Source organism: Ramlibacter lithotrophicus (assembly GCF_012184415.1).
Classification (GTDB): Bacteria; Pseudomonadota; Gammaproteobacteria; order Burkholderiales; family Burkholderiaceae_C; genus Ramlibacter; species Ramlibacter lithotrophicus.
Window position 1 is genome coordinate 107,963 of record NZ_VTOX01000002.1, and the last position, 26,129, is coordinate 134,091.

At 71.3% G+C, this 26,129-nt stretch carries 29 protein-coding genes; 15 read left to right on the forward strand and 14 right to left on the reverse strand.

All coding sequences use genetic code 11. The annotated features are described in order from the left end of the window. Window positions 1-180 precede the first annotated feature (180 nt). Window positions 181-477: a hypothetical protein gene (locus tag RAMLITH_RS06575; protein WP_168106593.1), complete on the forward strand. Its 297-nt coding sequence runs from the start codon at window positions 181-183 to the stop codon at window positions 475-477. Then, complete coding sequence (locus RAMLITH_RS06580; protein ID WP_168106594.1) at window positions 474-1,193, forward strand: TetR/AcrR family transcriptional regulator; 720 nt, start codon at window positions 474-476, stop codon at window positions 1,191-1,193. Before RAMLITH_RS06575 ends, RAMLITH_RS06580 begins: the two co-directional genes overlap by 4 nt. Window positions 1,194-1,222: 29 nt before the next feature. Here RAMLITH_RS06580 and RAMLITH_RS06585 read toward each other — a convergent pair whose 3' ends face one another. The 4 genes from RAMLITH_RS06585 to RAMLITH_RS06600 all read right to left on the reverse strand — a co-directional run bounded on the left by RAMLITH_RS06585 (window position 1,223) and on the right by RAMLITH_RS06600 (window position 4,713). After that, entirely contained in the window at window positions 1,223-2,401 is a 1,179-nt protein-coding gene (locus tag RAMLITH_RS06585; protein ID WP_168106595.1) for a rhodanese-like domain-containing protein, read from the reverse strand. Between the two features lie 460 nt (window positions 2,402-2,861). Beyond that, window positions 2,862-3,107, reverse strand: a complete 246-nt coding sequence (locus RAMLITH_RS06590; protein ID WP_168106596.1) for a CDGSH iron-sulfur domain-containing protein — start codon at window positions 3,105-3,107, stop codon at window positions 2,862-2,864. Window positions 3,108-3,200: 93 nt separating this feature from the next. Beyond that, window positions 3,201-4,058 (reverse strand): hypothetical protein, encoded by an 858-nt coding sequence (locus RAMLITH_RS06595; RefSeq protein WP_168106597.1) that lies wholly within the window; start codon window positions 4,056-4,058, stop codon window positions 3,201-3,203. A 49-nt stretch (window positions 4,059-4,107) separates the two neighbouring features. Continuing rightward, complete coding sequence (locus RAMLITH_RS06600) at window positions 4,108-4,713, reverse strand: YceI family protein (RefSeq protein WP_168106598.1); 606 nt, start codon at window positions 4,711-4,713, stop codon at window positions 4,108-4,110. Window positions 4,714-4,986: 273 nt separating this feature from the next. On the opposite strand from RAMLITH_RS06600, the gene RAMLITH_RS06605 reads away from it, so the two are divergent. Continuing rightward, on the forward strand, window positions 4,987-6,144 hold the full coding sequence (locus RAMLITH_RS06605; protein ID WP_168106599.1) for a radical SAM/SPASM domain-containing protein: 1,158 nt from the start codon (window positions 4,987-4,989) through the stop codon (window positions 6,142-6,144). Window positions 6,145-6,200: 56 nt separating this feature from the next. Here the strand turns inward: RAMLITH_RS06605 and RAMLITH_RS06610 are convergent, their stop codons facing one another. Continuing rightward, on the reverse strand, window positions 6,201-6,518 hold the full coding sequence (locus RAMLITH_RS06610) for a BON domain-containing protein (protein WP_168106600.1): 318 nt from the start codon (window positions 6,516-6,518) through the stop codon (window positions 6,201-6,203). Between the two features lie 219 nt (window positions 6,519-6,737). On the opposite strand from RAMLITH_RS06610, the gene RAMLITH_RS06615 reads away from it, so the two are divergent. Together RAMLITH_RS06615 and RAMLITH_RS06620 are read left to right on the forward strand one after the other, a co-directional pair. Next, on the forward strand, window positions 6,738-8,480 hold the full coding sequence (locus tag RAMLITH_RS06615) for an ABC transporter ATP-binding protein (protein ID WP_168106601.1): 1,743 nt from the start codon (window positions 6,738-6,740) through the stop codon (window positions 8,478-8,480). Window positions 8,481-8,499: 19 nt separating this feature from the next. Continuing rightward, window positions 8,500-10,320 (forward strand): ABC transporter ATP-binding protein, encoded by a 1,821-nt coding sequence (locus RAMLITH_RS06620; RefSeq protein ID WP_168107179.1) that lies wholly within the window; start codon window positions 8,500-8,502, stop codon window positions 10,318-10,320. Here RAMLITH_RS06620 and RAMLITH_RS06625 read toward each other — a convergent pair. Then, window positions 10,272-11,066, reverse strand: coding sequence for a sensor histidine kinase (locus RAMLITH_RS06625; RefSeq protein WP_168106602.1), 795 nt, complete (start codon window positions 11,064-11,066; stop codon window positions 10,272-10,274). The two genes, RAMLITH_RS06620 and RAMLITH_RS06625, sit on opposite strands and share 49 nt — an antisense overlap. Window positions 11,067-11,243: 177 nt before the next feature. On the opposite strand from RAMLITH_RS06625, the gene RAMLITH_RS06630 reads away from it, so the two are divergent. Together RAMLITH_RS06630 and RAMLITH_RS06635 are read left to right on the forward strand one after the other, a co-directional pair. After that, window positions 11,244-12,044 carry a Crp/Fnr family transcriptional regulator gene (locus tag RAMLITH_RS06630; RefSeq protein WP_168106603.1) on the forward strand — a complete coding sequence of 267 codons (801 nt, stop codon included), beginning with the start codon at window positions 11,244-11,246 and terminating at the stop codon, window positions 12,042-12,044. A gap of 63 nt (window positions 12,045-12,107) precedes the next feature. Beyond that, window positions 12,108-12,338: a hypothetical protein gene (locus tag RAMLITH_RS06635; RefSeq protein ID WP_168106604.1), complete on the forward strand. Its 231-nt coding sequence runs from the start codon at window positions 12,108-12,110 to the stop codon at window positions 12,336-12,338. A 4-nt stretch (window positions 12,339-12,342) separates the two neighbouring features. On the opposite strand, the gene hutH is transcribed toward RAMLITH_RS06635, so the two are convergent. Genes hutH through hutC form a run of 5 tightly spaced genes read right to left on the reverse strand, consistent with a single transcriptional unit; the run spans window position 12,343 to window position 17,785 of the window. Continuing rightward, on the reverse strand, window positions 12,343-13,893 hold the full coding sequence (gene hutH / locus RAMLITH_RS06640) for a histidine ammonia-lyase (protein ID WP_168106605.1): 1,551 nt from the start codon (window positions 13,891-13,893) through the stop codon (window positions 12,343-12,345). A gap of 31 nt (window positions 13,894-13,924) precedes the next feature. Beyond that, window positions 13,925-15,310 carry a formimidoylglutamate deiminase gene (locus RAMLITH_RS06645; RefSeq protein WP_168106606.1) on the reverse strand — a complete coding sequence of 462 codons (1,386 nt, stop codon included), beginning with the start codon at window positions 15,308-15,310 and terminating at the stop codon, window positions 13,925-13,927. After that, on the reverse strand, window positions 15,307-16,521 hold the full coding sequence (hutI, locus tag RAMLITH_RS06650; protein ID WP_168106607.1) for an imidazolonepropionase: 1,215 nt from the start codon (window positions 16,519-16,521) through the stop codon (window positions 15,307-15,309). Before hutI ends, RAMLITH_RS06645 begins: the two co-directional genes overlap by 4 nt. Next, window positions 16,512-17,078 (reverse strand): HutD/Ves family protein, encoded by a 567-nt coding sequence (locus RAMLITH_RS06655; RefSeq protein WP_168106608.1) that lies wholly within the window; start codon window positions 17,076-17,078, stop codon window positions 16,512-16,514. Before RAMLITH_RS06655 ends, hutI begins: the two co-directional genes overlap by 10 nt. After that, window positions 17,075-17,785, reverse strand: coding sequence for a histidine utilization repressor (gene hutC, locus RAMLITH_RS06660; RefSeq protein ID WP_168106609.1), 711 nt, complete (start codon window positions 17,783-17,785; stop codon window positions 17,075-17,077). The genes RAMLITH_RS06655 and hutC overlap by 4 nt, the downstream gene beginning before the upstream one ends. Window positions 17,786-17,914: 129 nt before the next feature. On the opposite strand from hutC, the gene hutU reads away from it, so the two are divergent. From hutU to RAMLITH_RS06690, 6 genes are all read left to right on the forward strand, one after another. After that, a complete protein-coding gene (hutU, locus tag RAMLITH_RS06665; RefSeq protein ID WP_168106610.1) occupies window positions 17,915-19,621 on the forward strand; it encodes a urocanate hydratase in 1,707 nt (568 codons plus the stop codon). A gap of 89 nt (window positions 19,622-19,710) precedes the next feature. Beyond that, window positions 19,711-20,865, forward strand: coding sequence for an ABC transporter substrate-binding protein (locus RAMLITH_RS06670; RefSeq protein ID WP_168106611.1), 1,155 nt, complete (start codon window positions 19,711-19,713; stop codon window positions 20,863-20,865). 40 nt (window positions 20,866-20,905) lie between these two features. Next, on the forward strand, window positions 20,906-21,766 hold the full coding sequence (locus tag RAMLITH_RS06675) for an ABC transporter permease subunit (RefSeq protein WP_168106612.1): 861 nt from the start codon (window positions 20,906-20,908) through the stop codon (window positions 21,764-21,766). A 3-nt stretch (window positions 21,767-21,769) separates the two neighbouring features. Beyond that, the gene (locus RAMLITH_RS06680) at window positions 21,770-22,612 is read left to right on the forward strand and encodes a branched-chain amino acid ABC transporter permease (protein ID WP_168106613.1); all 843 of its coding nucleotides are present in this window, start codon (window positions 21,770-21,772) and stop codon (window positions 22,610-22,612) included. Window position 22,613: 1 nt separating this feature from the next. Then, window positions 22,614-23,375 carry an ABC transporter ATP-binding protein gene (locus tag RAMLITH_RS06685; RefSeq protein WP_168106614.1) on the forward strand — a complete coding sequence of 254 codons (762 nt, stop codon included), beginning with the start codon at window positions 22,614-22,616 and terminating at the stop codon, window positions 23,373-23,375. Further along, a complete protein-coding gene (locus RAMLITH_RS06690) occupies window positions 23,362-24,066 on the forward strand; it encodes an ABC transporter ATP-binding protein (RefSeq protein WP_168106615.1) in 705 nt (234 codons plus the stop codon). Before RAMLITH_RS06685 ends, RAMLITH_RS06690 begins: the two co-directional genes overlap by 14 nt. 25 nt (window positions 24,067-24,091) lie before the next feature. Here the strand turns inward: RAMLITH_RS06690 and RAMLITH_RS06695 are convergent, their stop codons facing one another. Further along, window positions 24,092-24,304 (reverse strand): hypothetical protein, encoded by a 213-nt coding sequence (locus tag RAMLITH_RS06695; protein ID WP_168106616.1) that lies wholly within the window; start codon window positions 24,302-24,304, stop codon window positions 24,092-24,094. Window positions 24,305-24,460: 156 nt separating this feature from the next. Here RAMLITH_RS06695 and RAMLITH_RS06700 point away from each other — a divergent pair, with 156 nt between their 5' ends. After that, a complete protein-coding gene (locus RAMLITH_RS06700; protein ID WP_168106617.1) occupies window positions 24,461-24,712 on the forward strand; it encodes a hypothetical protein in 252 nt (83 codons plus the stop codon). Between the two features lie 12 nt (window positions 24,713-24,724). Here RAMLITH_RS06700 and RAMLITH_RS06705 read toward each other — a convergent pair whose 3' ends face one another. Further along, window positions 24,725-24,910, reverse strand: a complete 186-nt coding sequence (locus RAMLITH_RS06705) for a hypothetical protein (RefSeq protein ID WP_168106618.1) — start codon at window positions 24,908-24,910, stop codon at window positions 24,725-24,727. A gap of 328 nt (window positions 24,911-25,238) precedes the next feature. On the opposite strand from RAMLITH_RS06705, the gene RAMLITH_RS06710 reads away from it, so the two are divergent. Further along, window positions 25,239-25,604, forward strand: coding sequence for a hypothetical protein (locus RAMLITH_RS06710; protein WP_168106619.1), 366 nt, complete (start codon window positions 25,239-25,241; stop codon window positions 25,602-25,604). A gap of 27 nt (window positions 25,605-25,631) precedes the next feature. Here RAMLITH_RS06710 and RAMLITH_RS06715 read toward each other — a convergent pair whose 3' ends face one another. Then, a complete protein-coding gene (locus RAMLITH_RS06715) occupies window positions 25,632-26,123 on the reverse strand; it encodes a HugZ family pyridoxamine 5'-phosphate oxidase (protein WP_168106620.1) in 492 nt (163 codons plus the stop codon). Window positions 26,124-26,129: the final 6 nt, after the last annotated feature.

A 26,129-nucleotide genomic window follows, 5' to 3' on the forward strand; every position in this document is an offset into this window, starting at 1 on the left:
GCCGGGCGCCCCCCGGGCTGTTCTCCGGCGCCGCGCAGCGGTCGCGCCTGCGGTCACCAACAGTGGTCGACGACTTCCCCTGGCGCGGCCGTCCTACAGGCGACGGGTGGCGGGCGCCGCACGATGGCTTCGTGCTACCGCGTTGGTGCACCCAGCCCCCGCTCCTTCCGGAGGATTCAAATGAGGTTTGCTCTTCTTTGCGCCGCGGCCCTGGTGGCCGCTCCCGTCCTGGCCGACGAGGTCATCGCCAGCAACGGCCCCGACTCCGTCCGCCTGTCCGACACCCGGTGCACCAGCGAAAAGGTGCTTGAGCAGGCCACGCCTCCGGTTCGCGAAAAGCTGCGGGCCGCCGTCGCGACGATCTCGGGCCAGTCGTTCACGGCCTGCTGGACCGTCGAAGGCAACATGGCCCACCTCGTCTACGAAGACGGCGACCAGGGCCTGGTTCCGCTGACCGAATTCCGCAAGGTGGGGTGAGCGGCACCGCGCTGCCGGGGTCCGCTCCGGCCAGGGACCTGGCCCCCGCCGCATCGCCGTCCGGCCCGGCGCCGCGCGCCGCCGAGCTGAAGCTGGTGGCGCCGGGCGGAGACGTCCCGGCGCGGCCGGCATCCGACGACGCCACGAGGCGCCGGATCGTCGCAAGCGCGCTGCGGCTCGCGCGAGCGCCCGGCGGCTGGGACGCAGTCCACGTGCACGCCGTCGCCCGCGAGGCCGGCGCGACGATGGAGGAGGTGCACCGGCAGTTCCCCGACAAGGACTCGATCGCCGAAGGCTTCTTCGACATGGCGGACGCCGCGATGACGGCCGCCGCGCGCGACGAACGCTGGCCGCTCCTGCCGTTGCGGGAGCGCCTGTTCACGAGCTTGATGGCGTGGCTCGACGCGCTGGCGCCGCACCGCCGCGTCGTCGCGGACATGCTGGGCTACAAACTGCACCCCGAGCACGTCCACCTGCAGGTGCGCGGCGTGGCGCGCATCAGCCGCACGGTGCAGTGGTGGCGCGAAGTGGCGCTGTCGCCCGCGACCGGCTGGCGGCGCGAACTCGAGGAAGCGGTGCTGACCAGCATCTACCTCGCGACGTTCGCGCGCTGGATGATGGACGCTTCGCCCGGCGCCGACGGCACGAGGCGCCAGCTGCGGCGTGCGCTGGCGCTGGCGGAGCGCGGCGGCGGCCTGCTCGGGTACTCGCGGTAGCAGTGGCGCAGCGCTCGCCGAATGACGCGCTATTTCGCCGTGATCGTGTATTCCCCCGTCGGCTTCCACTTGATCGTGGCATCGACGAACACTGTCTTGAGCGCGGGCAGCGCTGACTTCACGACGTCATGGGCCTCGCCGCTGCGCCCGCCGGCGCCGCAGAAGAACACGATCGGCTTGTCGCGCGGGAGCTGGTCGAGTTTCTTGTCGAGCGTTCCCACCGGGATGTTCACCGCGCCCTTGAAGGTGCCGGCGGCGAATTCCTGCGGATCGCGCACATCGATCAGGTGCACCGACTGCGGCGCCTCGCGCAGGATCTGCTCGAACGAAGGCACGGCGATGCTGCCCGGCTCCTTGCCGGCGACGATCGCGGGCGCCGCTGCAACCGGCGCGGCCGCCACCGGCGCCGCCGCAGCCCCGCCGCTGGCGCCGTACGCCTTGTTCCAGCCGGGCCAGCCGTCCGGGACCACCTTGACGTTGGAGTAGCCGAGCTTCACGGCCTTCTCGGCCGAGTCGTTGCTCAGCTTGCACTCCAGCCCGTCGCAGTAGAAGTACAGGGCCGCCGCCTTGTCGGCGGGGAGCAGTTGCGCGGCCAGCTTGTCGAACTGGCTGTCCGGCAGGCTGATCGCCCCCGGAATGTGGCCCTTGTCGTACTTGCGCTCCTTCGGGCGCGCATCGACCAGCGTCAGCGGCTCCTTCGCGTCCATCACCTTCTTCAGCTGCGGGATGCTCACGGCCACCAGGTTGCCCGCCTGGGCCCACTCGGGAAAGCCGCCGACGTGCACCCGCACGTTGGTGTACCCGAGCTGCTCCGCCTTGCGGGCCGAGTTGTGGCTTAGCATGCATTCGGGCCCGTCGCAATAGAAGATCACGAGCTGCGACCTGTCCTGCGGCAGCAGCTTGCCGGCGAGCTGGTCGAACTGCGAATCGGGGATGTTGACGGCGGTCGGGATGTGCCCGATGTCGTACTTGCGTGCGGCGGGCCGGGCATCGACGATGGTCACGTCGGTCCGCTTCGGCAGCACGGCGTACTGCTTCACGGTCGCGAGGTCCACCTGCTTGCCGTAGTAGCCGGCCTTGGCGGGCGCCGTCTGCGCCGTCTGCGCCGTCGCGACACCGATGCCGTCCGCACTGCCCGTGAACAGCGGCGGGCACGACAGCATGGTGGCAATCACCGCGGCGAGCGCGGTCCTGGCATGGGCCTTCATCTTTGACCTCCTTGTCGATATGGCCTGGGGAAATGGCGGTCGCGGCGGCGCCGCACGGTGGTGCGGCGGGGCGGACACGGGAAAGACGGCACGGCAGCGGGACGACGATCGTGTGGGGTCATGCAGCCGCTGGGTGGTGGTCGAATGGCCGCGCGCAGGCAGCGCAGCCTGAGGATCGCGACAGCTGATGCATCAGCCGTGCCACCCGTCCGCGAGGCGGCACTTCTCGTTGCGAATCAATGGCTTGCGGGCAAAGCCGCGCCAGGCGCGCCGCCGCGGAGCGGCCGCGAAGTACATTTTTTTCAGGCGCCGGCGCCGCCGCCGGATGCAAAACCGTTCGGCGGCAACGACTTGGCACATATAAGCGCGCCAGGATTTCTATACACCCCCCTGTATGGCGGGGGCGTACGGAAAAAACCCCGCCGCGGCGGGGTCGAAGGCTCGGGTGGCGGTCGCCCGATCAGAGCGACTGGTGCGTCCCGTCGCAGAACTGGCCGGTGGCGCTCTGCTTGCAGCCGCAGAAGTACACCGTCCTGCTTTCCTCCGCGGTGTACCTGGTGGGCGTGAACGGCGTGCCCTGGTGGCTGCCGTCGCAGAACGGTTGCGCGGCGCTGCGGCCGCAGCTGCACCAGTAATAGTCCTTGCCGGCTTCCACGTCGGCGGCGAACGGCGACCTGGCTGCGATGATGGCTTTTGCTGTGCTCATGGGAATCCTTGCTGTCGTGAAGAGAATGGGTGCGACCGGCAGCGTCGGCGCGTGGCGCTCTCTGCGGAGCGTGACTCCCTGAAAGCGCAGCGGTCAGTAGCCGCCCGCGTCCTGGGCCGCCTTGACGGCCAGGCCGATGGTTGCCGCCACCGGGATGGCGGTGAGCACGGCGGCGGTGGCCCAGGCCGCCACCTGGTTGTCCGGGGCCCTGGCCCCGCGCAGCAGCGACCAGAGCGGATCGGCCGCGAGCGCGGCGGCAAGCAGCGCCACGTAACCGAGCGAGAACCCGGCGTACAGATGCGCGTTGGCCAGCAGCACGCCCAGCATCAGGACGGCGAAGCCGGCGGCGGCTGGCGGGAACGGCACGCGCCGGCGCGGTACGTTGAAGGCGAGGCAGGCCGCAAGCGCCGAGGCCAGGCCGCCGCTCAACTGCCCGATGGACTGGCTGGAGTCGAGCATCAGCGCGAGCCCGGCCCCGCCGGCCACCACGGCCAGCAGCAGCGGCGGCGTCGGCCGCCGGGCGGCCGCGTGCGCCTTCACGCTCCAGGCGGCGGCGATCAGCAGGCCAGTCGCCACCGCGGCCAGCGCCGCCTTGGTCGCGCCGAGGCTGCCCAGGGCCGGCCAGACGACGAGCGCCGCGGCGGCCAGCGAGACCGCCGCGCGGGCAAGGCGACGCGCGGCGGCCGTGCGGACGTTCTCCACGGCGACGGCAGCGGCGGCGCCCGCCACCACCATCAGCGGCAGCCAGTCGAGCGCCACCCTGGGCAGGAGCGACCACTGCGCATGCAATGTCGCGAAATAGGAGGCGAGGAACCCCGCCGCCACCGCCGCCACCACGGCGGCCGGCGCGCCCGGTCGCACGCGGCCGGCGACCAGCAGCGCCAGCGCGACGGCGAACGGCAGCAGCGCGCTCTGCAGGACCAGGGGCAGGACGAAAGACAGGTCGGGCATCGGAGTTCCTCGAAAACGGCAAGGCCGGCCCGCACGGGCCGGCGCGGCATCACTGCTTGATGGCTTCGATGTTGATGCGCAGGTCCACCTCGTCGGTGGCCGCGCCCGGCACGCCGTAGCCCATGCCGAAATCGGTGCGCTTGATGGTGGCGGTGGCGACGTAGCCGACGCGCTGTTCGCCCTTCATGCCCTTGCCGGTGCCGACGTGGCGCAGGCGGAAGGTCACCGGCTTGGTGACGCCGTGCAGGTTCAGGTTGCCGGCCACGCTGCCTTCGCCGGCGGCATTCAGCGTCACGGCCGTGGAGGCGAAGCTCATGGTCGGGAACTGCACGGCATTGAAGAAGTCGGGGCTCTTCAGGTGCTTGTCCAGGCCTTCGTGCTTGGTGTCGATGCTGTCGGTCCTGACGTCGACCTTGATGCGGCTCTTCTCCGGCGCCGCGTCGACCACGAGGTCGCCGCTGATGTCGTTGAAGCGGGCCATGAAGCGGCTGACGCCGCCGAGGTGGCCGACCTCGAAGTACGCGACGGAATGGGCCGCGTCGATCTTGTAGGTACCGGCCGGCGCCGGCGCGGCGGCGAAGGTGGAGGCGCACAGCGCGAGTCCTGCCGCGGCGATCGCGAGCGACATGGAACGGCGGGTGGTGGAGATGGACATGGATGGATCCGTCGGTTGGGTGGTTGAACTGCTGCTCGGGCGAGCCGCGCAACGGCTGGGCTCCGGCACGAGTCGCGAATTCTATTGCCGCGCCAACCGACACGACCGCCGCATTCTGGAATGCACTGTTCCCACTTCCGCAACAATTGGCGCCTTCGGCCGACCCGCGTGACGGCTCGCGCCCGACGCTTCCTTGCACCACGTCAATACGGGCCGGGCGCGGCCGCTCTATAAGCCGGGTCCCGCCATTTCTTGTCAGGTACCCGTTTCCCGATGGAATCTCCCGTTCTCCTTGCGCCGCGCCCCGCCCCGGCCGCCATCCCCGGCCACCGCGTGGAACTGCAATTGCTCACGACGCTGAAGTGCAACCTCAAGTGCAGCTACTGCTCCCTGGGCGTCGGCGACGTGCTGGGCTCGCAGACGCAGGTCGCCTACGGCATCGACCAGCTCGCCGCCTTCACCGACACCCACCTCGCGGGCAAGGAGGTGTACGTCACTTTCTACGGCGGCGAGCCGACGCTGAACCGGCCCATGATGGCGGAGGTCATGCAGCGCTTCCCGCACTGGCGCTTCCAGCTGCAGACCAACGGCACGCTGATCGACGACCTGCCGCCGGCGATCCTGCAGCGGCTGTCCAACGTGCTGGTCTCCATCGACGGCGGCCAGGCGATCACCGACGGCTACCGCGGCCGCGGCATCTACCGGCAGGTGCTGAAGAACCTGGCGCAGGTGCGCGGGGCCATCGGCGGGAGCGTCACGGCGCGCGTCACCTGGGGCAACCCGGCAACGACGTTCGAGGAACTCGACGCCCTGGTGGCGGACGACTCCCCCTTCGACTACCTGTACTGGCAGTTCGTCGCCGACGAACAGTATGGCGGCGACGCGGTGGCCCGGCGCGAGGACGTGCTGCGCCGGCTGGTCGAGCGTTTCTTCGCCCGCACCGACGCGCTCTATCCGTTGATTCCCATCATGGGCATCGTGCGCAACAAGCTGCTGCCGGGGCGCGCGCAGGAGCTCTACGGCGGCCGCACGCAGTGCCGGGCGTCGTCGCACCTGCTCAACGTCATGCCCGACGGCCGGATCTTTCCCTGCCCCGACCTGCTGTACGAACCGGGCATGGTGATGGGCAACATCCAGGGCAACTGGCTGCACGCCAGCCCGCTGCAGCAGGCGCCCGCCATGCCGTGCGGCGGCTGCGAGGCGCTCTCCTGGTGCCGGGGCAACTGCATGAAGAACCTGCACCTGGCCTACGTCAAGGGCGACCGGCGCTACCGCGAGAACGTGGCCGACCCGATCTGCGGGCTGCTGCGCTTCCTCGGGCGCGAGATCGACCGCCATGACCCGCAGGCGTGGTTCGCCCGGCTGCCGCTGCCGGTGCGGCGCCAGCTCACCGACTGCGAGGTCTACGAGTACGTGGAGATCATGCCCTGAGAAGGGCCGCCGCAGCCCGTCCCGGGCGGCGGCGGCGGCGGCACGGGCGCGCTGGCTCAGCCGGTGATGATCAGCTGGTTGTCGACAGACTTGACGCCGTCGATCGAACGGGCCAGGTCCTCGGCCTTCTTGCGCAATGCGAAGGTCTTGACTTCGCCCTTGAGCCGCACGTTGCCCTGCGTGGTGTCGACGTTGATCTTCAGCGCGCTCAGTTGCGGATCGGCCGCCAGCGCCGCCTTCAGCTTGGTGCCGATGGTGACGTCGTCGACGGCCTGCCCCACGCTGCGCTGGGGCGCGCCGCTGCCGCCCATCATCGCGCCGCAGCCGGCCAGTCCCACGGCCACCATCGACGCGACCAGCAATTTCTTCATCATGTCCTGCTCCTTGGGTTGTTGAGGTGTCGCCGTTTGTATCCGACGGCGCCGACGGCGGGCGCGGGCGCGCCGCGCATCGCGCTGTAGGACGCGGACGATGAGTTGCCCGCGGGCGCCGCCGCGCTGCCGGCGACGGTCCGTGGCGGCCCGGCCGCTGCGCTGCATAGAATCGGCCGTTTCGCGCCGCCGGTGTCCCCATGCCGCGCGTCCGCGCATCGCATGTCCCTCTATCGCCTGATCGGTCACTTCCTGCGACGCCACTGGACGGCCTACGTGCTGGCCGGCCTGATGCTGCTCGGCATCGCCCTGCTGATCGTCTGGATCCCGCGCCAGATCGGGCGGCTGGTCGACGGCCTGGTGGCCAGCCGGCTGGCGGGCGCCGACCTGCTGCAGGAGCTGGCCTGGCTCGCCGGCGCCGGCGTCGTCGTGTACTTCCTGCGCGCCGGCTGGCGCCTGAAGCTGTTCGCGGCCGCCTACCGGCTGGGCGTGGAACTGCGCGAGCGGCTGTACGGCCGGCTCACGCTGCAAGGGGCGAGCTTCTACCAGGACCGGCGCACGGGCAACCTGATGGCGCTGGCCACCAACGACATCGACGCGGTGGAGATGGCCGCCGGCGAGGCGATGCTCGCCGGCTTCGACGGCACGCTGACGCTGGTGCTGGTCGTGGCGATGATGTCGCTGGGCGTCGACGCGCGGCTGGCGGCCTGCGCGCTGCTGCCCTTCCCCTTGATGGCGCTGGCCTTCTGGTGGATCTCGCGCCACGTGCACGAGGCATCGCGGCTGGCCCTGGACCGCTTCGGCGCGCTCAACGACCACGTCCAGGAAACGCTTGCCGGGGTGCGAACGGTACGGGCGCTCGGGCTGCAGGCGCGCAGCGAGGCGCAGTTCTCGTCGCTCGCGGCCGGGGCGGCCGAGGCGAGCCTGAGCGCGCAGCAATGGGAGGCGGCGTACGAGCCGGCCGTCGGCTTCACGCTCAGCGCCGCCACCGTGCTCACGCTGGGGGTCGGCGGCTGGCTGGTGTGGCACGACCAGCTCACCGTGGGCCAGCTCACCAGCTTCAGCCTGTACCTGGGGCAGCTGATCTGGCCGATGTTCGCCGCCGGCTGGGTGCTTTCGCTGGTGCAGCGCGGCAAGGCCGCCTGGGCGCGGTTGCAGCCAGTCCTCGACGCGCCCCTGAGCGTAGACGACCACGGCACGGTGGCCCAGGTCACGCCCGGCCCGCTGGCCGTGCAAGGCGTGCGCTTCCACTATCCGGGCCAGGCACGGGCGGCGCTGGACGGCGTGTCGCTGCAACTGGCGCCTGGCCGCACGCTGGGCCTGGTCGGCCCGACCGGCGCCGGCAAGTCGACGCTCCTGCGGCTGCTGCTGCGGCACCACGCGCCGGAAGCCGGGCAGCTGCAGTGGAACGGCATCCAGCTCGCCGACTACACGCTGGATGCGTTGCGCGGCGCCATCGCCTGGGTGCCGCAGGAAGCGTTCCTGTTCTCGGCCTCGGTGGCCGAGAACATCGCCCTCGCCCGCCCCGACGCGACCCGCGTCCAGGTGGAACAGGCGGCGCGGCTGGCCGCCGTGCACGAGGACATCCAGCGCCTGCCGCGCGGCTACGACACGCCCGTCGGCGAGCGCGGCGTGACCCTGTCGGGCGGGCAGCGCCAGCGCGTGGCGATCGCCCGCGCCCTGCTGGCCGACGCGCCGCTGCTGCTGCTGGACGACGCGCTGTCGGCGGTGGACACCGACACCGAGGCGCGCATCCTGGCGCACCTGCGCGCGGCGCGGATCGGCCGCACCGTGGTCATCGTGACCCACCGCCTGAGCGCCGTCGCCGACGCCGACGAGATCATCGTGCTGCGCGACGGGCACCCCGTCGAGCAAGGCAGCCACGGGCAGCTGCTGGCGGACAACGGCTGGTACGCGCGTCAGTGGCGCTATCAGCAACTGGAGGCCAGCCTTGACGCCAGCTGAATCCATCGCCGCCGGCACGCTGCCCGGCGCCCCCGAGGGCCGCAGCCGGCTCGTCGGCGACGCCGCCGCGCTCCTGCTGCGCGCCGCGGCGCCGGAGCGGCACCACGTCCTGCGGGCCGCGGCGTGGCTCCTGCTGACCGCCGGCCTGGAGGCGCTGGGACCGCTGATCGGCAAATGGCTGATCGACCGCTACCTGCTGCCGCGCGATGCGCAGCTGGGCGCCATCGCCGGTCTGCTGCTGGGCGCGCTGGTCGCCGGCTTCGCCGCGAGCTGGCTGCGCTATGGCCAGCTGGTGCGGCTCGCCGGCGTGGCGATGCGGTCGGTGCAGCGCGTGCGCGAGGAGGTGTACCGGCACGTGCTGCGGCTGCCGATGTCCTTCTTCGACCGCGCCATCACCGGCCAGCTGGTCAGCCGCGTCACCAACGACACCGAGGCGGTGAAGACGCTCTACGTGCAGGTGCTGTTTGTCATCCTGGACAGCCTGCTGGTGCTGGTCGGCACCACCGCCGCCATGCTGTGGCTGGACTGGCGGCTGATGCTGATCGTGGCGACCCTCGTGCCGGTGGCGGTGCTGGTCGTGATCGTCTACCAGCGCCTGTCGGCGCCGGCGGTGAGCCGCACCCGCGAACTGCGCAGCGAGCTGAACGCGCAGGTGGCCGAGAGCATCGCCGGGATGCAGGTGCTGCAGGCGAGCAACGCGACCGCGCGCTTTCGCGACCGCTTCGCCGCCGTCAACGGCAGCCATTACCGCTCGCGGCGGCGCGAACTGCGCGCCAACGCCTGGCTGCTGCGGCCGCTGCTGGACCTGCTGAACGTCGTGCTGATGGCGGCGGTGATCGGCGTCTTCGGCCTGCGCGGGCACGGCGGGGTGCTCGGCCCGCTGGAAGTGGGCATCCTGTACGCCTTCGTGAACTACATCTCGCGCGTGACCGAGCCGCTGACCCAGATCACGATGCAGTTCTCGCAGCTGCAGCAGGCGATGGTCGGCGCGGCGCGGGTGCAGGTGCTGCTCAAGGAAGCCGAGTCGCCGCCGGCGGCCGACCGCGGCCGCGTGACGCAAGGCGCCATCGCGATCGAGCACCTGGACTTCGCCTACCTGCCGGGACGCCCGGTGCTGCACGGCCTGGACCTGCAGTTCGCGCCCGGCAGCTTTCACGGCATCGTCGGCCACACGGGCAGCGGCAAGAGCACCTTGCTCGCACTGCTGCTGCGCTTCTACCCGGCGCCCCACGGCGCGATCCGCATCGACGGCACGCCGGTGGAGGCGATCGCCGAGGACCACTTCCGCGATCGCGTCGGCGTCGTGCCGCAGGAGCCGTTCCTGCTGGCGGCCACGGCGCGCGAGAACATCGCCATGGGCCGGCCGCTGACCGACGCGCAGGTCGAGGCCGCGGCGCGCGCGGCCCATGTGCACGAGTTCATCGCCCGCCTCGAGCAGGGCTACGACACGCCGCTGGGCGAAGGCGGTGCGCGGCTGTCGGTGGGCCAGAAACAGCTGGTCGCGATCGCCCGCGCCCTGGCCGGCGAGCCGCGCATCCTGTTCCTCGACGAAGCCACCTCGCACATCGATTCCGAAACCGAGCAGGTGGTGCAGCGCGCGCTGGCCGGGCTGCGCGGCAAGGTCACCATCGTGGCGATCGCGCACCGCCTGTCCACCGTGCGCGACGCCGACCGCATCGTCGTGCTCAACCACGGGCGCATCGCGGAGCTGGGCACCCACGGCGAGCTGATGGCGATCGCCGACGGCCTGTACCAGCGCCTGTACCTGCTGCAGCAGCTGGAGGAGGCCGATCAGCAGGAGACGGGCGACAGCGGTCCGCAAGCGAGCGGCTCGCACTGATCGCCGGCCGGCGCGCAAGGCACCAGCGGCAGCCGGACGATGAACGTGGAACCCTGGCCGGCACCCCGGCTTTCGGCGCGCACGCTGCCGCCGTGCAGTTGCGCGAAGCGGCGCGCCACCGCCAGGCCCACGCCGAGCCCGCGCGGCGACAGCTGCCGGCTGCCGCCGCCCTGCTCGAACAGCTCGAAGATCCGCTCCAGGTCGTGCGCTTCGATCCCGGCTCCATCGTCGGCGATGCGCACTTCCGCCATGCCGCCGTCGCGGCCGGCGCACACGGCCACCCGCCCCCCGGGCGCGGCGAACTTGGCCGCATTGGTCAGGAGATTCATGAACACCTGTCCCAGCCGCAACTCGTCGCCGGACACCGTCAGCGGCGCCGCCGGCAGCGCGACCGCCAGTTCCACGGCGCGCTCGTCGAAGGCGCTGCGGCAGGCCTGGATCGATTGGGTCAGCAGCTCCTGCAGCTCCAGCGGGTGGCGCTCCAGCGCCGACCGGCCGCGGCTGGCCTGGCCGTAGTCGGCCAGGTCCTCCACCAGGTGGGCCATGGCCCTGAGCTGCCGCCGGGCCAGCGCCACGGCGAGCGCCCGGGCGGACGCGTCGTCGCTGCCCGCCAGGACTTCCAGCGCATTGCCCAGGGGGGCGATGCCGTTGCGCAGTTCGTGCGCGACCGTCGCCAGCAGCGCGTCCCGCCGCCGCTGATGCCGCCCGGCCGGTGCGCTCGCGCCTGCTGACTCGTGCGTCTGCATGTCATCCTTCCCTGATTGCGCTTGTAGGATGACACCCACGCGGGCGGGTCCTCTGTGCGCCCGCGCACCCAACGACGTCTCAGTGTGTCCCCGATGCAACCCACTGTAAGAACGGCTCGTTTTTTGCGCTGAGCCGGGCCCTACTCAGGGGATGTCGAGCCACGCGAAGAGGGCGTCATGCGCACATCGCCACCAGGAACCCGGGAACCGGCGGACCTGCACGCCGTCGATATCGACCGGAACCGGCTGCTGGCCCTGGTGCCGCCCCAGTCCCGGCGCGCCTGGATGCCGTTCTGCGAGCTGGTGTCGCTGCCGCTCGGCCAGGCGCTGTTCGACCCCGGCGACAGCGTGCGCTTCGTGTACTTTCCGCTGACGGCGACCGTGGCCCTGCTCCAGCTGCTGCGCACCGGCGACTGCGTGCAGGTGGCGATGGTCGGCAGCGAGGGGCTGGTCGGAACCGGCGCGTTCATGGGCGGCGGGCCGATGACGATGCGCGCGGTGGTGCAGAACGCCGGCACCGCCCTGCGCATCGACGCCGCCGCGGTCAAGGAAGAGTTCGAACGCGGCGGCGAGACGATGCGCCTCCTTCTGCGGTACGCGCAGGCGCTGATGTTCCAGGTATCGCAGACGGCGGTCTGCAACCGCCACCACACGCCGCAGCAGCAGCTGTGCCGATGGCTGATGCTCAGCCTGGACCGGGCGACGGGCGACGAAATCGCCACCACCCACGAGCTGGTCGGGACGATGCTGGGCGTGCGGCGCGAGACCGTGAGCGACGCCATCGGGCGCCTGCAGGCGCAGGGGCTCGTGCGTTCGGGCCGGGGCCGCATCAAGGTGCTGGACCGCGCCCGCCTCGAACTCGGCGCGTGCGAGTGCTACCGCATGGTGCGGCGCGAGTACGACTCGCTGCTGGCGCCACGGCCCGACTCCACTTCCCGAGCCGCTGCGGGTGCCCGCCAGCCGGGCGCCAGCCGTTGATCTTCGTCAAGCGCGCCGCCGCGCGCCGGCCGCTCAATGGCAGTCAGCGTGGAGGACCTCGCCATGAACGATTCCGCACAGCTCGTCGCCCAGTGGGCCAGCTTCGACGAAGCGGCCTTTGCCGCAGCGCGGCGGCTGGAGCGGGCGCTGGACGCGTGGAGCGACGCGGCGGGCGAGCCGCCCACGCCCGCCGACGTGCATTCAGCCAGGCGGCTGCGCTTCGTCGCCAACCACCGGCTGCGCTGGATCCTGTTCCAGACCCGGCGCGCACAAGAGCGGCTGCGGCTGATCTGAGCCGCTACAGTCGCAGCGCGCGCAGCTCGGGCATCCCGTCGCGGGCGTGGTGGCCGAGGTCGCCGGCCTCCACCAGCCGGTGCACCGCCTCGATGTCGCGCGACAGGCTGCGGTCCTGCATCATCGCCGGCGAGACGGCCCGCACCAGGCGCAGCACTTCCTCCAGCACCGGCGCGCTCGCGAGCGGCCGCAGGAATTCGATGCCCTGCGCCGCGGCCAGCAGCTCGATCGCGACGATGCGGCCGGTGTTGCGCAACATCGGTTGCAGGCGGCGCGCGGCGAAGGTGGCCATGCTGACGTGGTCCTCCTGGTTGGCCGAGGTCGGCAGGCTGTCGACGCTGGCCGGGTGCGCCAGCGACTTGTTCTCCGAGGCCAGCGCCGCCGCCGTCACGTGGACGATCATGAATCCGGAATTGAGCCCCGGTTCGGCCGCCAGGAACGGCGGCAGCCGCGACACGGCGGTGTCGACCAGCATCGCGACGCGGCGCTCGGCGATGGCGCCGATCTCCGCGATGGCGACCGCCAGCGCATCGGCCGCCTGCGCCACCGGCTCGGCGTGGAAATTGCCGCCCGAGACGATCTCGCCGCGGTCGGCGAACACCAGCGGGTTGTCGGTGACGGCGTTGGCCTCGCGCAGCAGCACCTGCGCGGCATGCCGCATCTGCTCGAGGCAGGCGCCCATCACCTGCGGCTGGCAGCGCAGGCAGTACGGGTCCTGCACCCGGTCGTCGTTCTTCAGGTGCGACTTGCGGATGCCGCTGCCGGCCAGCAGCGCGAGGTAGGCCTGCGCGCACTGCACCTGTCCCGGCTGGCCCCGCACCGCGTGGATGCGGGGATCGAACGGGCCGTCGCTGCCGCGCGCGGCGTCGAGCGTGAGCGCGCCGGCGATCACGGCGGCCTCGAACAGCCGCTCGGCGCCGAACAAGGCGTCCAGCGCCAGTGCGGTGGAGGCCTGGGTGCCGTTGATCAGCGCCAGGCCCTCCTTCGGCTCGAGTTGCAGCGGCCTGATGCCGGCGCGCTCCAGCGCCTGCGCGGCCGGCATGCGCCGCCCGCCGTGGCAGACCTCGCCCTCGCCGATCAGCGGCAGGCACAGGTGGGCCAGCGGCGCGAGGTCGCCCGACGCGCCGACCGATCCCTGCGCCGGCACCACCGGCAGCACGTCGCGGTTGGCAAGCGCCAGCAGCGCATCGACCACTTCCTCGCGCACGCCGGAGTAGCCCCGCGCCAGGCTGGCCGCCTTGAGCAGCAGCATGAGCCGGACGACCCGGTCGGGCATCGCCTCGCCGACACCCACCGCGTGCGAGCGCAGCAGGTTGAGTTGCAGCCGCTGCAGGTCGGGCGCGGGAATGCGGGTGCCGGCCAGCTTGCCGAAGCCGGTGTTGATGCCATAGACCGGCGCGTCGCCGGCGGCGGCCCGCCGCACCACCTCGGCGCTGGCGCGCAGGCCGGGGCGGCAGGCGGGGTCCAGCCGCACCTGGCGCGACTGGCTGCCGGCCAACCGGCGCAAGGCGGCCAGGTCGAGGGCGCCGGGAACGAGCAGTTCGGTGGTGGTCATGGCAGGAGCGGCTGGGCCGTGCATCAGTGGTTTACCGGGCCGGCACGGACCAGAGTTCCGTCATGGCGGCCAGGTAGTCTGCATCGATCTGCGCCGAGCGCCCGGGGACGAGCCGGCCGGCCACCCGCACCTGAGCGAAGGACGCCCCGGGGCTGGAGAACACCGCCGCGTCCAGCAGGTTGTCCGGCGGCACCCCGAGCAGCGCGGGCGACTGCGCGTCGAGCACGAGGAAGTCCGCGCGCTGGCCGACCGCGAGACCGCCGAGCCGGCAGCCGCTGGCCGCCGACCCGCCGGCGATCGCCGCGCCGAACAGCGCGGCGGCCGAACTGGCGCGGCGCGCTGCCTGCGCGGCGACGTTGCGCCGGCGCAGCGTGAACCGCTGGGAATATTCGAGCAGGCGCAGCTCCTCGGGCCAGCCGCGCGTCACGTGGCTGTCGGAGCCGACGGACCAGGCGCCGCCGGCCGCCGCATGGCCGGGCAGGTCGAACACGCCGTCGCCGAGGTTGGCCTCCGTGCTCGGGCAGATCACGATGCTGGCGCCGCGCTCGCTCACTCCCTGCAGTTCCGCCGGTACGGTGTGCGTGGCGTGGACCAGGTTCCAGCGGGCATCGACGGCGACGTGATCCAGCAACCACTCGATCGGCCGCTGCCCGGTCTGCGCGAGGCAGTCCTGCACTTCCTGCGTCTGTTCCGCCACGTGGATGTGCACCGGCAGGCCGCCCGCGGCGGCAAAGGCGGCAGCTTCGCGGATCGGATCGAGTCCCGCCGCGCGCAGCGAGTGGATGGCGACGCCGACGTTCACATTGGCGTCGCCGCGCACTTCGCGTTGCACCTCCTGCACCAGGCGCGCGATGCCCTCGGGCGTCGAAGCGAAGCGCCGCTGGTCCTCGCGCAGGCCGGTCGCGCCGAACCCCGAACGCATGTACAGCGTCGGCAGCAGCGTCAGGCCGATGCCGGTGCGCTGCGCCGCCCGCACCAGCGCCATCGACATCTCCAGCGGGTCGGCGGCCGGGCCGCCGGCCGGCGCGTTGTGCAGGTAGTGGAACTCGCAGACCTGGGTGTAGCCGCCGGCCAGCAGCTCGGCGTAGAGGAACGCGGCGATGCGCTCCAGCTGGCGCGGCGTCACCCGCAGCGCCGCCGAATACATGCGGTCGCGCCAGCTCCAGAAGTCGTCGCCGGCCGGACCGGCCTGTTCGGCCTGGCCGGCGATCGCGCGCTGGAACGCATGGCTGTGCGCGTCGACGACGCCGGGCAGCACCGGTCCGTCCAGCACGACGGCGCCGGCGCGGTCGGTGGCGGGCGCGTCCGGCACGACCGATGCCCATGACCCGCCCTCGTCGACCGTCAGCAGCACGTCGCGGGCCCAGGCAGCGTCGACCCACGCCCGCGGCGCGAAGAAGCGCTGTGCCGTGCTCATCGCGGCTCTCCCTCGAACACGGTGCGGATGCAGGGATTGGCGCCAATGGCGTAGGCCAGTTGCGCCGGCTGCTGCACGTCCCACAGCACGAAGTCGGCGCGCAGGCCGGCGGCCAGCACGCCCCGGTCGGACAGGCCCAGCGCCCGCGCGGCGTGGCGCGTCACGCCAGCCAGCGCCTCCTCGGGCGTGAGCCGGAACAGGGTGCAGGCCATGTTGAGCATCAGCAGCAGCGAAGTGCAGGGAGACGAGCCCGGGTTGCAGTCGGTCGACACGGCGATGCCGACACCGTGGCGGCGCAACAGCTCCACCGGCGGCAGCCTGGTCTCGCGCAGGAAATAGAAGGCGCCCGGCAGCAGCACGGCCACCGTCCCGGCGGTGGCCATCGCGGCGGCGCCCGCCTCGGACAGCCACTCCAGGTGATCGCAGCTCAGGGCGCCGTGCCGTGCGGCCAGCTGCGCGCCGCCGCTGTCGCTCAACTGCTCCGCATGCAGCTTGACCGGGAGCCCGAGTTGTCGCGCCGCCTCGAAGACGCGCTCCACCTGCGCGGTGCTGAAGGCGATGCGCTCGCAGAAGGCGTCGACCGCGTCGACCAGCCCTTCGGCGTTCAATGCGGGGAGCATGCGCAGCACCTCGTCCACGTAGGCGTCGGGGGCGCCGGCGAACTCCGGCGGCAGCGCGTGCGCGCCGAGGAAGGTGGTGCGCACGTCGACCCGGTGAACCTGTCCGAGGTCTCTCGCCACTTGCAGCGTCTTGCGCTCGTGCTCCAGCGCCAGCCCGTAACCGGACTTGACCTCCAGCGTCGTCACGCCCTCGGCCAGCAGCGCGCGCAGCCGCGGCGCGCTCTGCGCCGCCAGCTCCTGCGCGCCGGCGCGCCGCGTGGCCTGCACCGTCGAGGCGATGCCGCCGCCGCGGCGCGCGATCTCCTCGTAGGTGGCGCCCTGCAGACGCAGTTCGAACTCCTGCGCGCGGTCGCCTCCGTAGACCAGGTGGGTGTGGCAATCGATGAGGCCCGGCGTGACGAGCGCGCCTTGCGCGTCATGCACCTCGCTGCAGCCGGCACGCAGCGCGGCGGGGAGGTCGCTTTCGGCGCCGACCCAGTGCAGCATGGCGCCATCGACCACCAGCGCCGCGTCCTCGACCAGCCCGTACGGCTGCGGGGCCGCGCCCTGCATGGTGGCGGCGCGGCAGTTGCGCCACAGCTTCATGCCCATGGCTCGATCTCCATGGCCAGGGCCGACGCCGACGTGACAGCCACTTCCGCGCCGGCCGGCAGCGATGCCCAGGCCAGGGTGTGCGGCGCGACCTCGACGGATTCGCCTTCGTGACGCAGCTGCGCCGGCTCGCCGACGGCGTACACGGCGACCACCTTGGCCCGCGCGGCCATCAGGTGCCGCACGCCATTGACGCGCGCCATTCGTGCCGAGGCCAGCTCGCGCCGCACCATCAGGTTGAGGTCCCGCGTGGGGCCGTGCAGCAGTTCGCAGTCCACCGCCTCCTCACCGTCGAAGGACAGCGGTGCGCTGGCGAGCGTCAACCGGTGCTCGGCGCCCGCGCGCTTCAGGATCACGCCGGCACCGCCGAGCACGGCGAACCAGCGCTGCACGCCGGGAAAGCTCGAGAACGGGCCGTCGGCGGCCACCTCGGCCACCGAGATGCGCCAGGTCCAGTCCGCGCCGCCCGGTTGCGCGGCGAGTTCGCGCGTCACGCCGCCGCCGTTGCGCCACGGCGCCGGCGCCGCGCCGTCGAGTGATGTCAGGTGCCAGGTCATAGCTGGAAGGTTCCGTTGAAACTGTAGCGGGCGCCTGGGTACACCAGGCGGGCGAAGCTCGCGACGTGCGGGCCGCTCACGGTGCCGCGTGTCATCACGAGCACCGGGTCGCCGCGCTTGATGGCCAGCGCCCTGGCCTCGGCCGCGCCGGCCAGCCCGGCTTCGATCGAGTAGCTGGCCTGGGTGAGCGGCGCGTGCTCCAGCAGGTAGCTCGTCGGCGTGGTCGCGTTGAAGTTCACCCCGAGGTAGTCGGGCGCCGCGGCCGGGTTGACGTAGCGGTCCTCCAGCTGGATCGGCACGCCGTCGGCCAGGTGCAGCAGTACCGAATGGAACAGGCGCGCGCCCGCCCGCAGCTTGAAGACCTGTGCCTGCCCGGCGTCCGCCCTGGTGCTTTCCACGGCAAGGACGCGCGTGGCGTGGTGATGGCCGCGCTCGGTGATTTCCTCGTGGATGTCGCGCAGCGCCAGCGTGGTCGAGATGCGGTGCAGCTGCGCCACCACGGTGCCGGAGCCCTGCACCCGGGTCACCACGCCCTCCACGGCGAGTTCCTTCATGGCGCGGTTGACGGTCATGCGGCTGAGCCCGAACTGCTGCTGCAGCGCCGCCTCGCTGGGCACCGCGGCGCCGGGCCGCCAGGCGCCGCTGCCGATCTGCTGCTTGACGAATGCCTTGACCTGTTCGTAGGCCGGCAACCGGGTCGTGGTCATGTCGTGGTCATTGCCGTGGGGGTCAGGGTTTTCCCTGAGTCGCCGATGTTGTATAGACAACTAGACTCGCCTTGTATATACAACTCACTATACAGGCAAATCCGCCAAGCGTCACCACGGGAGTCCACCATGCCTGATATCAGCACCACGCCATTCGCCGGCAGCGCCGCCCGCCCCGTCAGCGCGCCGCGCGGGCCGTCCCTGTCCTGCGCCAACTGGCAGATCGAGGCGGCCTTCCGGATGATCCAGAACAACCTGGACCCGGGCGTCGCCGAGAACCCCGATGCGCTGGTGGTGTACGGCGGCATCGGCAAGGCCGCGCGCAACTGGCCCTGCTTCGACGCGATCCTCGACAGCCTGCGCAAGCTCAAGGCCGACGAGACGCTGCTGGTGCAGTCGGGCAAGCCGGTGGGCGTGTTCCGCACCCACGAGGGCGCGCCGCGCGTGCTGATCGCCAACTCCAACCTGGTGCCGAAGTGGGCCACCTGGGAGCACTTCAATGAGCTCGACCAGAAGGGCCTGATGATGTACGGCCAGATGACGGCCGGCAGCTGGATCTACATCGGCTCGCAGGGCATCGTCCAGGGCACGTACGAGACCTTCGCCGAAGCCGGCCGCCAGCACTACCAGGGCAGCCTGGCCGGCCGCTGGGTGCTGACGGCCGGGCTGGGCGGCATGGGCGGCGCGCAGCCGCTGGCCGCCAGCTTCGCCGGCGCCTGCTCGCTGAACATCGAGTGCGACCAGACCCGCATCGATTTCCGGTTGCGCACGAAGTACCTCGACAAGCAGGCCAGGGACCTGGACGAGGCGCTGGCGCTGATCAGGGAACACACCGGCCGCAGGGAAGCGGTGTCGATCGGCCTGTGCGCGAACGCCGCCGACGTGGTGCCCCAGCTGGCCGCGCTGGCCAAGGGCGGCGGCATCCGCCCCGACATCGTCACCGACCAGACGTCGGCCCACGACCTGGTCAACGGCTACCTGCCCAGCGGCTGGACCATCGAGCAGTGGCGCGCGGCGCAGCGCGATCCGTCGCAGCACGCCCGGCTGAAGCAGGCCGCCGGCGAGTCGTGCGCGCGCCACGTGCAGGCCATGCTGGCGTTCCACGCGATGGGCGTTCCCACCGTCGACTACGGCAACAACCTGCGCCAGGTGGCCAAGGACTTCGGCGTCGGCAACGCGTTCGACTATCCGGGCTTCGTGCCTGCGTACGTGCGGCCGCTGTTCTGCCGCGGCGTCGGCCCGTTCCGCTGGGTGGCGCTGAGCGGCGACCCGGAGGACATCCGCAAGACCGACGCCAGGATGAAGGAGCTGTTCCCGGACAACGCCGGCCTGCACCGCTGGCTGGACATGGCGGGCGACCGCATCGCCTTCCAGGGGCTGCCGGCGCGGATCTGCTGGATCGGGCTGGGCGAGCGGCACCTGGCCGGGCTGGCCTTCAACGAGATGGTGCGCACCGGCGAACTCAAGGCCCCGATCGTGATCGGTCGCGACCACCTGGACAGCGGCTCCGTCGCCTCGCCCAACCGCGAGACCGAGGCAATGAAGGATGGCAGCGACGCCGTCAGCGACTGGCCGCTGCTCAACGCGCTGCTCAATACCGCCAGCGGCGCGACCTGGGTCAGCTTCCACCATGGCGGCGGCGTCGGCATGGGCTACTCGCAGCATGCCGGCGTCGTGATCGTCTGCGACGGCACGCCCGAGGCGGCGCAGCGGCTCGAGCGCGTCCTTTGGAACGACCCCGCCACCGGCGTCATGCGGCATGCCGACGCGGGCTACGAGATCGCGCAGGAATGCGCCCGCGAGCACGGCCTGAAGCTGCCGATGCAAGGCCTGTGAACCTGATCCCTCGCAACCCTGGCTGGCCGGAGTTGGACGCGTCGCAGCTCGCGTGAGTAGCTGCTTGTTGAACCCTTGACAGGAAGACCATGAAGACACGACTCACCACGACGGCCATCGCCACCTTGCTGTGCCTGGCCGGCGCCGCCCACGCCGACGTGAAGATCGGCCTGAACGTGCCGCTGACGGGCTTCGCGGCCGCCGACGGCAAGTCGGCGCTGGAAGGCGCCAAGCTCGCCGTGGCCCAGGCCAACGCGGCCGGCGGCATCAAGGGCGAGAAGATCGAGCTGGTGGTGTACGACGACCAGGCCTCGCCCAAGGAAGCCGCGCCCATCGCCACCAAGCTGGTGGAGAAGGACAAGGTCGTGGTGGCGGTGTCCGGTTCGTACTCGGCTTCGACCCGCGCCGCCGCGCCGGTGTTCCAGGCCGCCAAGGTGCCGTACGTCGTCGCCTACTCGATCCACCCCGACGTCACCGCGACCGGCGACTACATGTTCCGCGCCTCGACCATGGGCGAGGTGCAGGGCCGCGCCGGCGCGAAGCTGGTCGGCGAGGTGCTGAAGAAGAAGAAGGTCGCCCTCGTCACGCTGAAGAACGACTTCGGCCAGGCGCTGGCCGCCGGCTTCAAGGAAGGCGCGCCGAAGTTCGGCATCCAGATCACCGGCGAGTACGAGTACGGCATGTCGGACCGCCAGTTCGGCCCGCTGATTTCCAGGCTGAAGGCCGACAACCCGGAGGCGATCTACGCCTCGGGCTATTTCTTCACCGCCGGTCCGCTGGTCAGCCAGCTGCGCGCCGCCGGCGTCACGGCCCCGGTGATCGGCCAGGAAGGCTACGACTCCGAGAAGTTCATCGAGATCGCCGGCGCCGCCGCCGAAGGGGTGTACGTCACCACCTCGCTGGACCGCGACTCCGCTTCGCCGGTGACCAAGGCCTACCTCGCCGACTTCAAGAAGACGGTGGGCAGCGGTTCGGACATGGTGGCCGCGTCCACGTACAGCGCCACCGCGATCGCCATCGAGGCGATGAAGAAGGCCGGCACCGCCAACCGCGAGGCGATCCGCGATGCGATCGCCGGCGGCACGTTCGAGACGCCCGTGGGCAAGCTGACGTTCAACGACCTGCACGAGGTCAACAAGGACGTGCAGGTGCAGATCGTCAAGGACAAGGCGTTCCGCCGCTTCGCCGTGGTGTCGGATCCGGTCTTCCTGGCCGCGCCGACCAAGGCCAGCCTGAAGAAGTAACCGGCCGCAGACGCGCCGCGACCGGGCCGAGGGAGTCCCCGTGCTGATTGTCGAACTGATCGCCCAGGGACTGGTCCAGGGCAGCATCTACGCGCTGATCGCGCTGGGGCTGACCCTGGTCTATGGCCTGCTGCGCATATTGCACGTCGCCCACGCGGCCCTGTTCACGCTGGGCGGCTACATGGGCGTGCTGCTCACCAACCAGACCGGCAGCCTCGGCCTGGCCATGGTGGCCGCAATGCTGGTCGCAGGCATCGCCGGCGTGCTGATGTACCGCTTCTGCTACGAGCCGATCCTGCACCAGCCGCCGTTCGTGCCGCTGATCGCCTCGATCGGCCTGTTCATCGCGTCGGAGGAGATCTATCGCCTGGTCTTCGGCGCCTATGGCCTGTCGTATGCCGATCCGCCGCTGCAGGGACAGGTGGCCATCGGCGCGCTGCGCTTCAAGCAGGCCGAACTGCTGGTGATGGTGGGCGGCGCGCTCGCGATCGGCGTGCTGGCGCTGCTGCAAAGCCGCACGCGCCTGGGCATCGCCTGCCAGGCCACGGTCACCGACCCGCAGATGGCCGAATCGTTCGGCATCGACCTCAAGACGGTGCGCTACGTGAACTTCTTCGTCGGCTCGGCGCTGGCCGGCGCGGCCGGCGTGATGGTGGCGCTGCTGAACAACCTGGTCGAGCCGACCATGGGCAGCGTGCCCTCGTACAAGGCGCTGGCGATCATCGTGCTGGGCGGCCTGGGCTCGGTGCCCGGCACCTTGCTGGCGGCGCTGACGCTGGGCATCGTGGAGTCGTTCGGGACGATCTACCTCGGCAAGCTCCTGGACCGCAACGCGATCGCCTTCGCGTTCCTGATCCTGGTGCTGATGGTGCGCCCGCAGGGCCTCTTCGCGAAAAGGTAGGGCATGGAATACGAGATTTCGCTGGCGACGGCGGTGGGGATCAGCGTGCTGTTCGCCCTGTCGCTGAACCTCATCACCGGTTTCTGCGGCCAGATCAGCCTGGGCCATGCCGCCTTCTTCGGCATCGGCGCCTACACCTGCGCGCTGCTGGCCAAGGCCGGCGTGCCGTTCTTCGCCACCCTGCCCGCCGCAATGGCGCTGCCGGCCCTGTTCGGACTGGTCGTCGGCCTGGCCAGCCTGCGGGTGCGCGCCGACTTCCTGGCCATCACCACCATGGGGATCGGCTTCCTGTTCGTCGGCGTGGTCCGCCAGCAGGACGCGCTGGGCGGCGAGATGGGCATTTCGGCGATTCCCGACAGCGGCCTGTCCAAGCTGGCCTTCATGCTGTTGACTGTGGCGCTGTGCGTGCTGACGGCGCTGCTGAGCCAGTACATCCGGCGCAGCTGGATGGGCCAGGTCTTCAACGCCATCGCCGAGGACGAGGACACGACCCGCGTGATGGGCATCGACGTGCCCCGCTTCAAGCTGGCGGCGTTCGCCATCGGCACCGCCCTGGCCGGGCTGGCCGGCGCGCTCTACGCCAGCAACCTGAAATTCATCAGCCCCGACAGCTTCGGCTTCGTCGAATCGATGACGGTGCTGTCGATGGTCGTCATCGGCGGCATCGGGTCGGTGCCCGGCGTCACCGTGGCGGCCATCGTGCTGGCGCTGCTGCCTTCGATGTTCACATTCGTCGGCGAGTACAAGCTGCTGGTCTACGGCGGCCTGCTGTTCCTCATGATGCGGTTCTCGCCCGACGGCGTGACCGGCGCGCTGCGGCGGCTGATGGCGCGGCGGAGGGCCTGACATGGAGCCCCTCCTCTCCGCGCGCAACGTCACCGTCCGCTTCGGCGGCGTGACGGCGATCGACGACGTTTCGTTCGAAGTGATGCCGGGCGAACTGCTGGGCCTGATCGGCCCCAACGGCGCCGGCAAGACCACCATGATGCGCGCCATCGTCGGCATCCACCGCCCGCAGAAGGGTAGCGTCAGCCTCGGCGAGCGGCGGCTCGACTCGCTGTCGATCGACGCACGCATCCGCGCCGGGCTCGCCCTGTCGCAGCAACTGGTGAAGCCCTTCCGCGAGATCGACGTGCGCGACAACGTGGCGCTAGCCGCCGGCGCGGCGAAGACCCGGACCCCCCTGCAGGCGCTCGTCCACGTGGACCGCCGGGCCGAGCGCCAGGTCGCGCTCGAGGCGCTGGAGCGCGTCGGCATCGCCAGGCTCGCCGCGCAGAGCCCGCGCACCCAGCCGCTGGGCGTCCTCAAGCGCCTGGAGATGGCGCGGGCGCTGGCCCTGAAGCCCCGGCTGCTGTTGCTGGACGAACCGCTGGCGGGCCTGAACTCGAAGGAAGCGAGCGAGCTCGCGCAGACCATCGCCGACGTCAACCGGCAAGGCATGACCATCATCCTGATCGAGCACAACCTCGGCGAGGTGATGCGGATCTGCCAGCGCCTCGTTGTGCTGGACAACGGCCGCAAGATCGCCGACGGTCCACCGCAGGCGACCATGAACGATGCGGCGGTGCGCGCCGCCTACCTGGGGGGAGACGCCGATGCTGCAGCTTGAAGGCCTGGGCTGCGGCTACGGCATGTTCCAGGCCGTGGAGGACCTGTCGCTGGAACTCCAGCCCGGCCGGATCACCGGCCTGATCGGCGCCAACGGCGCCGGCAAGTCGTCCACGCTGATGTGCATCGCCGGGCACGTGGCGATGACGGCGGGGCAGCTTCGCTTCGAAGGACAGGACATCGGCCAGCTGGGCCCGCGCGAGCGCGTGAAACGGGGCATCGCGATTTCACCGGAGGGCCGGCGCCTGTTCAAGGACCTGAGCGTCGAGGACAACCTGAAGGTCGGCGGCCTCATCCATCCGACGTCCTGCTATGCGCAGGACCGCGACAAGGTGCTTGGCCTGTTCCCGCGCCTGGGCGAGCGGCTGCACTCGCTGGCCGGCAACCTGTCAGGCGGCGAGCAGCAGATGCTGGCGATCGGCCGCGCGCTGATGGCGCGCCCGAAGCTGCTGATGATCGACGAGATCTCGCTGGGCCTGATGCCCAAGGTGATCGACCTGTGCTACCGCGCCCTGGAGCAACTGCGCCGCGACGGCCTGGCCGTGCTGGTGGTTGAACAGAACACCGACCGCCTGCTGCGCGTTGCCGACGACCTGTGCGTGCTGGAGTCGGGGCGCACCGTGTGGAAAGGCAAGGCGGCGGACGCGCGCGCCGACGCCACGCTCACGGCCCGCTACCTGGGCCTGCACTAGAAACGGTGGGGGGCGGCGCCCGGGCTCAGGCGATCGCCTTGCCGAGCAACGCGTTCGCCTGCGCCCTGAGCATGACGGCTCGGCGGCGCTCGTCGTCGCTCGGCGCCGCTGCGCCGCTGTTCGCGGCGGCCTTCATCTTCTGCACCACCTGCCGCTCGGCGCGCAGCGCCTGGGCGTCGGCGACGCGCCAGTCGTCCAGCCCGCCGCCGGATGGGGGAACTCGAAGTTGCGTTCTCATTGCGGGCCCATCGTGGCGCGGCGCGCGGTCGCCCGACTTGAGGTGAGTCAAGCGCGACGCGCCTGCGGATCGCGCCGCGCGGCATTCTTGCGCCAGCGCACGGGCACGCGTTGCGCGCGCCGCATGCCTGATTTGCGTCAAGGAAACCGCCCCGTCTTGTCCTGTACTTCGGGCGCGATGATTTCGTTCTTCGTGCTGTTCGAGGAGTGGGACTGCGCCGCGGCGGCAGCCGCGCGCGCCGGGGCGCGGCTGTGCCGGCAGCTGGATGCCTATTGCGCCGGGACCGGTCCGGCGCCGCCGGCCCACGAGATTGCCGAGAGCAGGCGCCTCACCGAGGAGGCCAACCGGCGGCTGGCGGCCTTGCGCTCGCTCCTGCACGAGCAGCGCGAACAGGTCGCGCTGATCTGAAGGCGTTGCCGGTCAGCGCGGCGGCTGCGCCGGAGCGGGAGTCCGGACGCACGACCAGCCCCAGGCCGAGAACGAACGCACCATCGTGCCCCCCTGCCGCTCGCAATCCCGGGCGACCGCCACCGCATGGGCCAGGGCGCCGAGGATCACTGCAGTGAAGACGGCGGTCGCCGTCCAGAGCCAGAACCGGTCGCTCATGATCGCTCCTTGCCCGCGCCGGGGCGGGGTGCCGCGCATCGAACCGTCCTTATCGCACCGGCGACAGCGGCAAGGTTTGTCCTGGCGCAAATCGGTGCCAGTGCGTCGCCGGCCAGCTCGACGGGGTGCCGCTGCAGCCATTCGTCGCGGGGCAGCGAAGCCGGACACCCGAACGCAGCCGCAGAGGTTCTCTTGCGGCTTCCGCGGGCGTTCGGCTGCCGGGTCTGGCCTTGGCCGCTGGCCTCCTACGCGCACCCGCTGGCCTTTCCGACAGCGCCGCACCGCGCGGCGCGGTCTGATCCGTGTTCTTTCCTCAAGGAGCACCGATATGAAAATGGCAGCCTTCCTGGCGGCGGCGGCACTGGCCTGCGGTTCGGCCATGGCGGCAGACAGCGCCACCGAGCACGGGCAGCGGGCGAGCAGCGAACATCCCGCCAAGGCCTCCAGCGGCGGCGTCGTCGACAAGACCAAGCGCGCCTTCAGCCGCATGGGCGACAAGATCCGCCACACGGGCGAGCGCCTGGGCCAGAAGCTGGGCACCGACAAGGATTCGCGCCACGACACCCGCGCCATGGGCGCGAGCGGCTCGGACCGGGCGCAGGACCAGACCCAGGCCCAGGACCAGGGCCGCCGCCAGCGCATGGACGACGCCTACGCCAACTGGCGCGACAAGCAGCAGCAGGAACGACGCTGACCGCTCGTCACGAACGCCGGCGACGGCTCAGCCGGCCGGCGCCTGCATGGCCAGCCGCACTTCGGCCGCGTCGATGGAACGGGCCGCCCCGAAGCCGGCCACCTGGCGCGCGCCGGCAGGCTCGATCGCGACGAAGCGGAAATCGCCCAGTTCCGTCATGAACGCGGCTTCGGGAAAGCGCTCGACGTAGGCCTGGCGGCATGCGCGCCATTCGTCGCCGCCCGGGGCGGGTACCCGTGCCTGCCCGTCGAAGGTGACGCGCGGCAGCGCATGCACCGGCTCGCCGGGGCCCGCGGGCTGCATCACGAGCAGCGACACGCTCGGCCTGGCCTGCAGGTTGCGGGTGTGCGCCGCCAGGTCGCTCACGTGGATGACGAACGCGCCGAGTCCGCGTTCCACCGCGAAAGGAACCATGGACACGAGCGGGGCGCCGTCGTCGCCGATGGTGCCCAGCGCGGCGACCCGCTGTGCCACCAGCAGTTGCTGCAATTGCCGGGTCAGCCTCGGGACATGAGCCATCGCGCA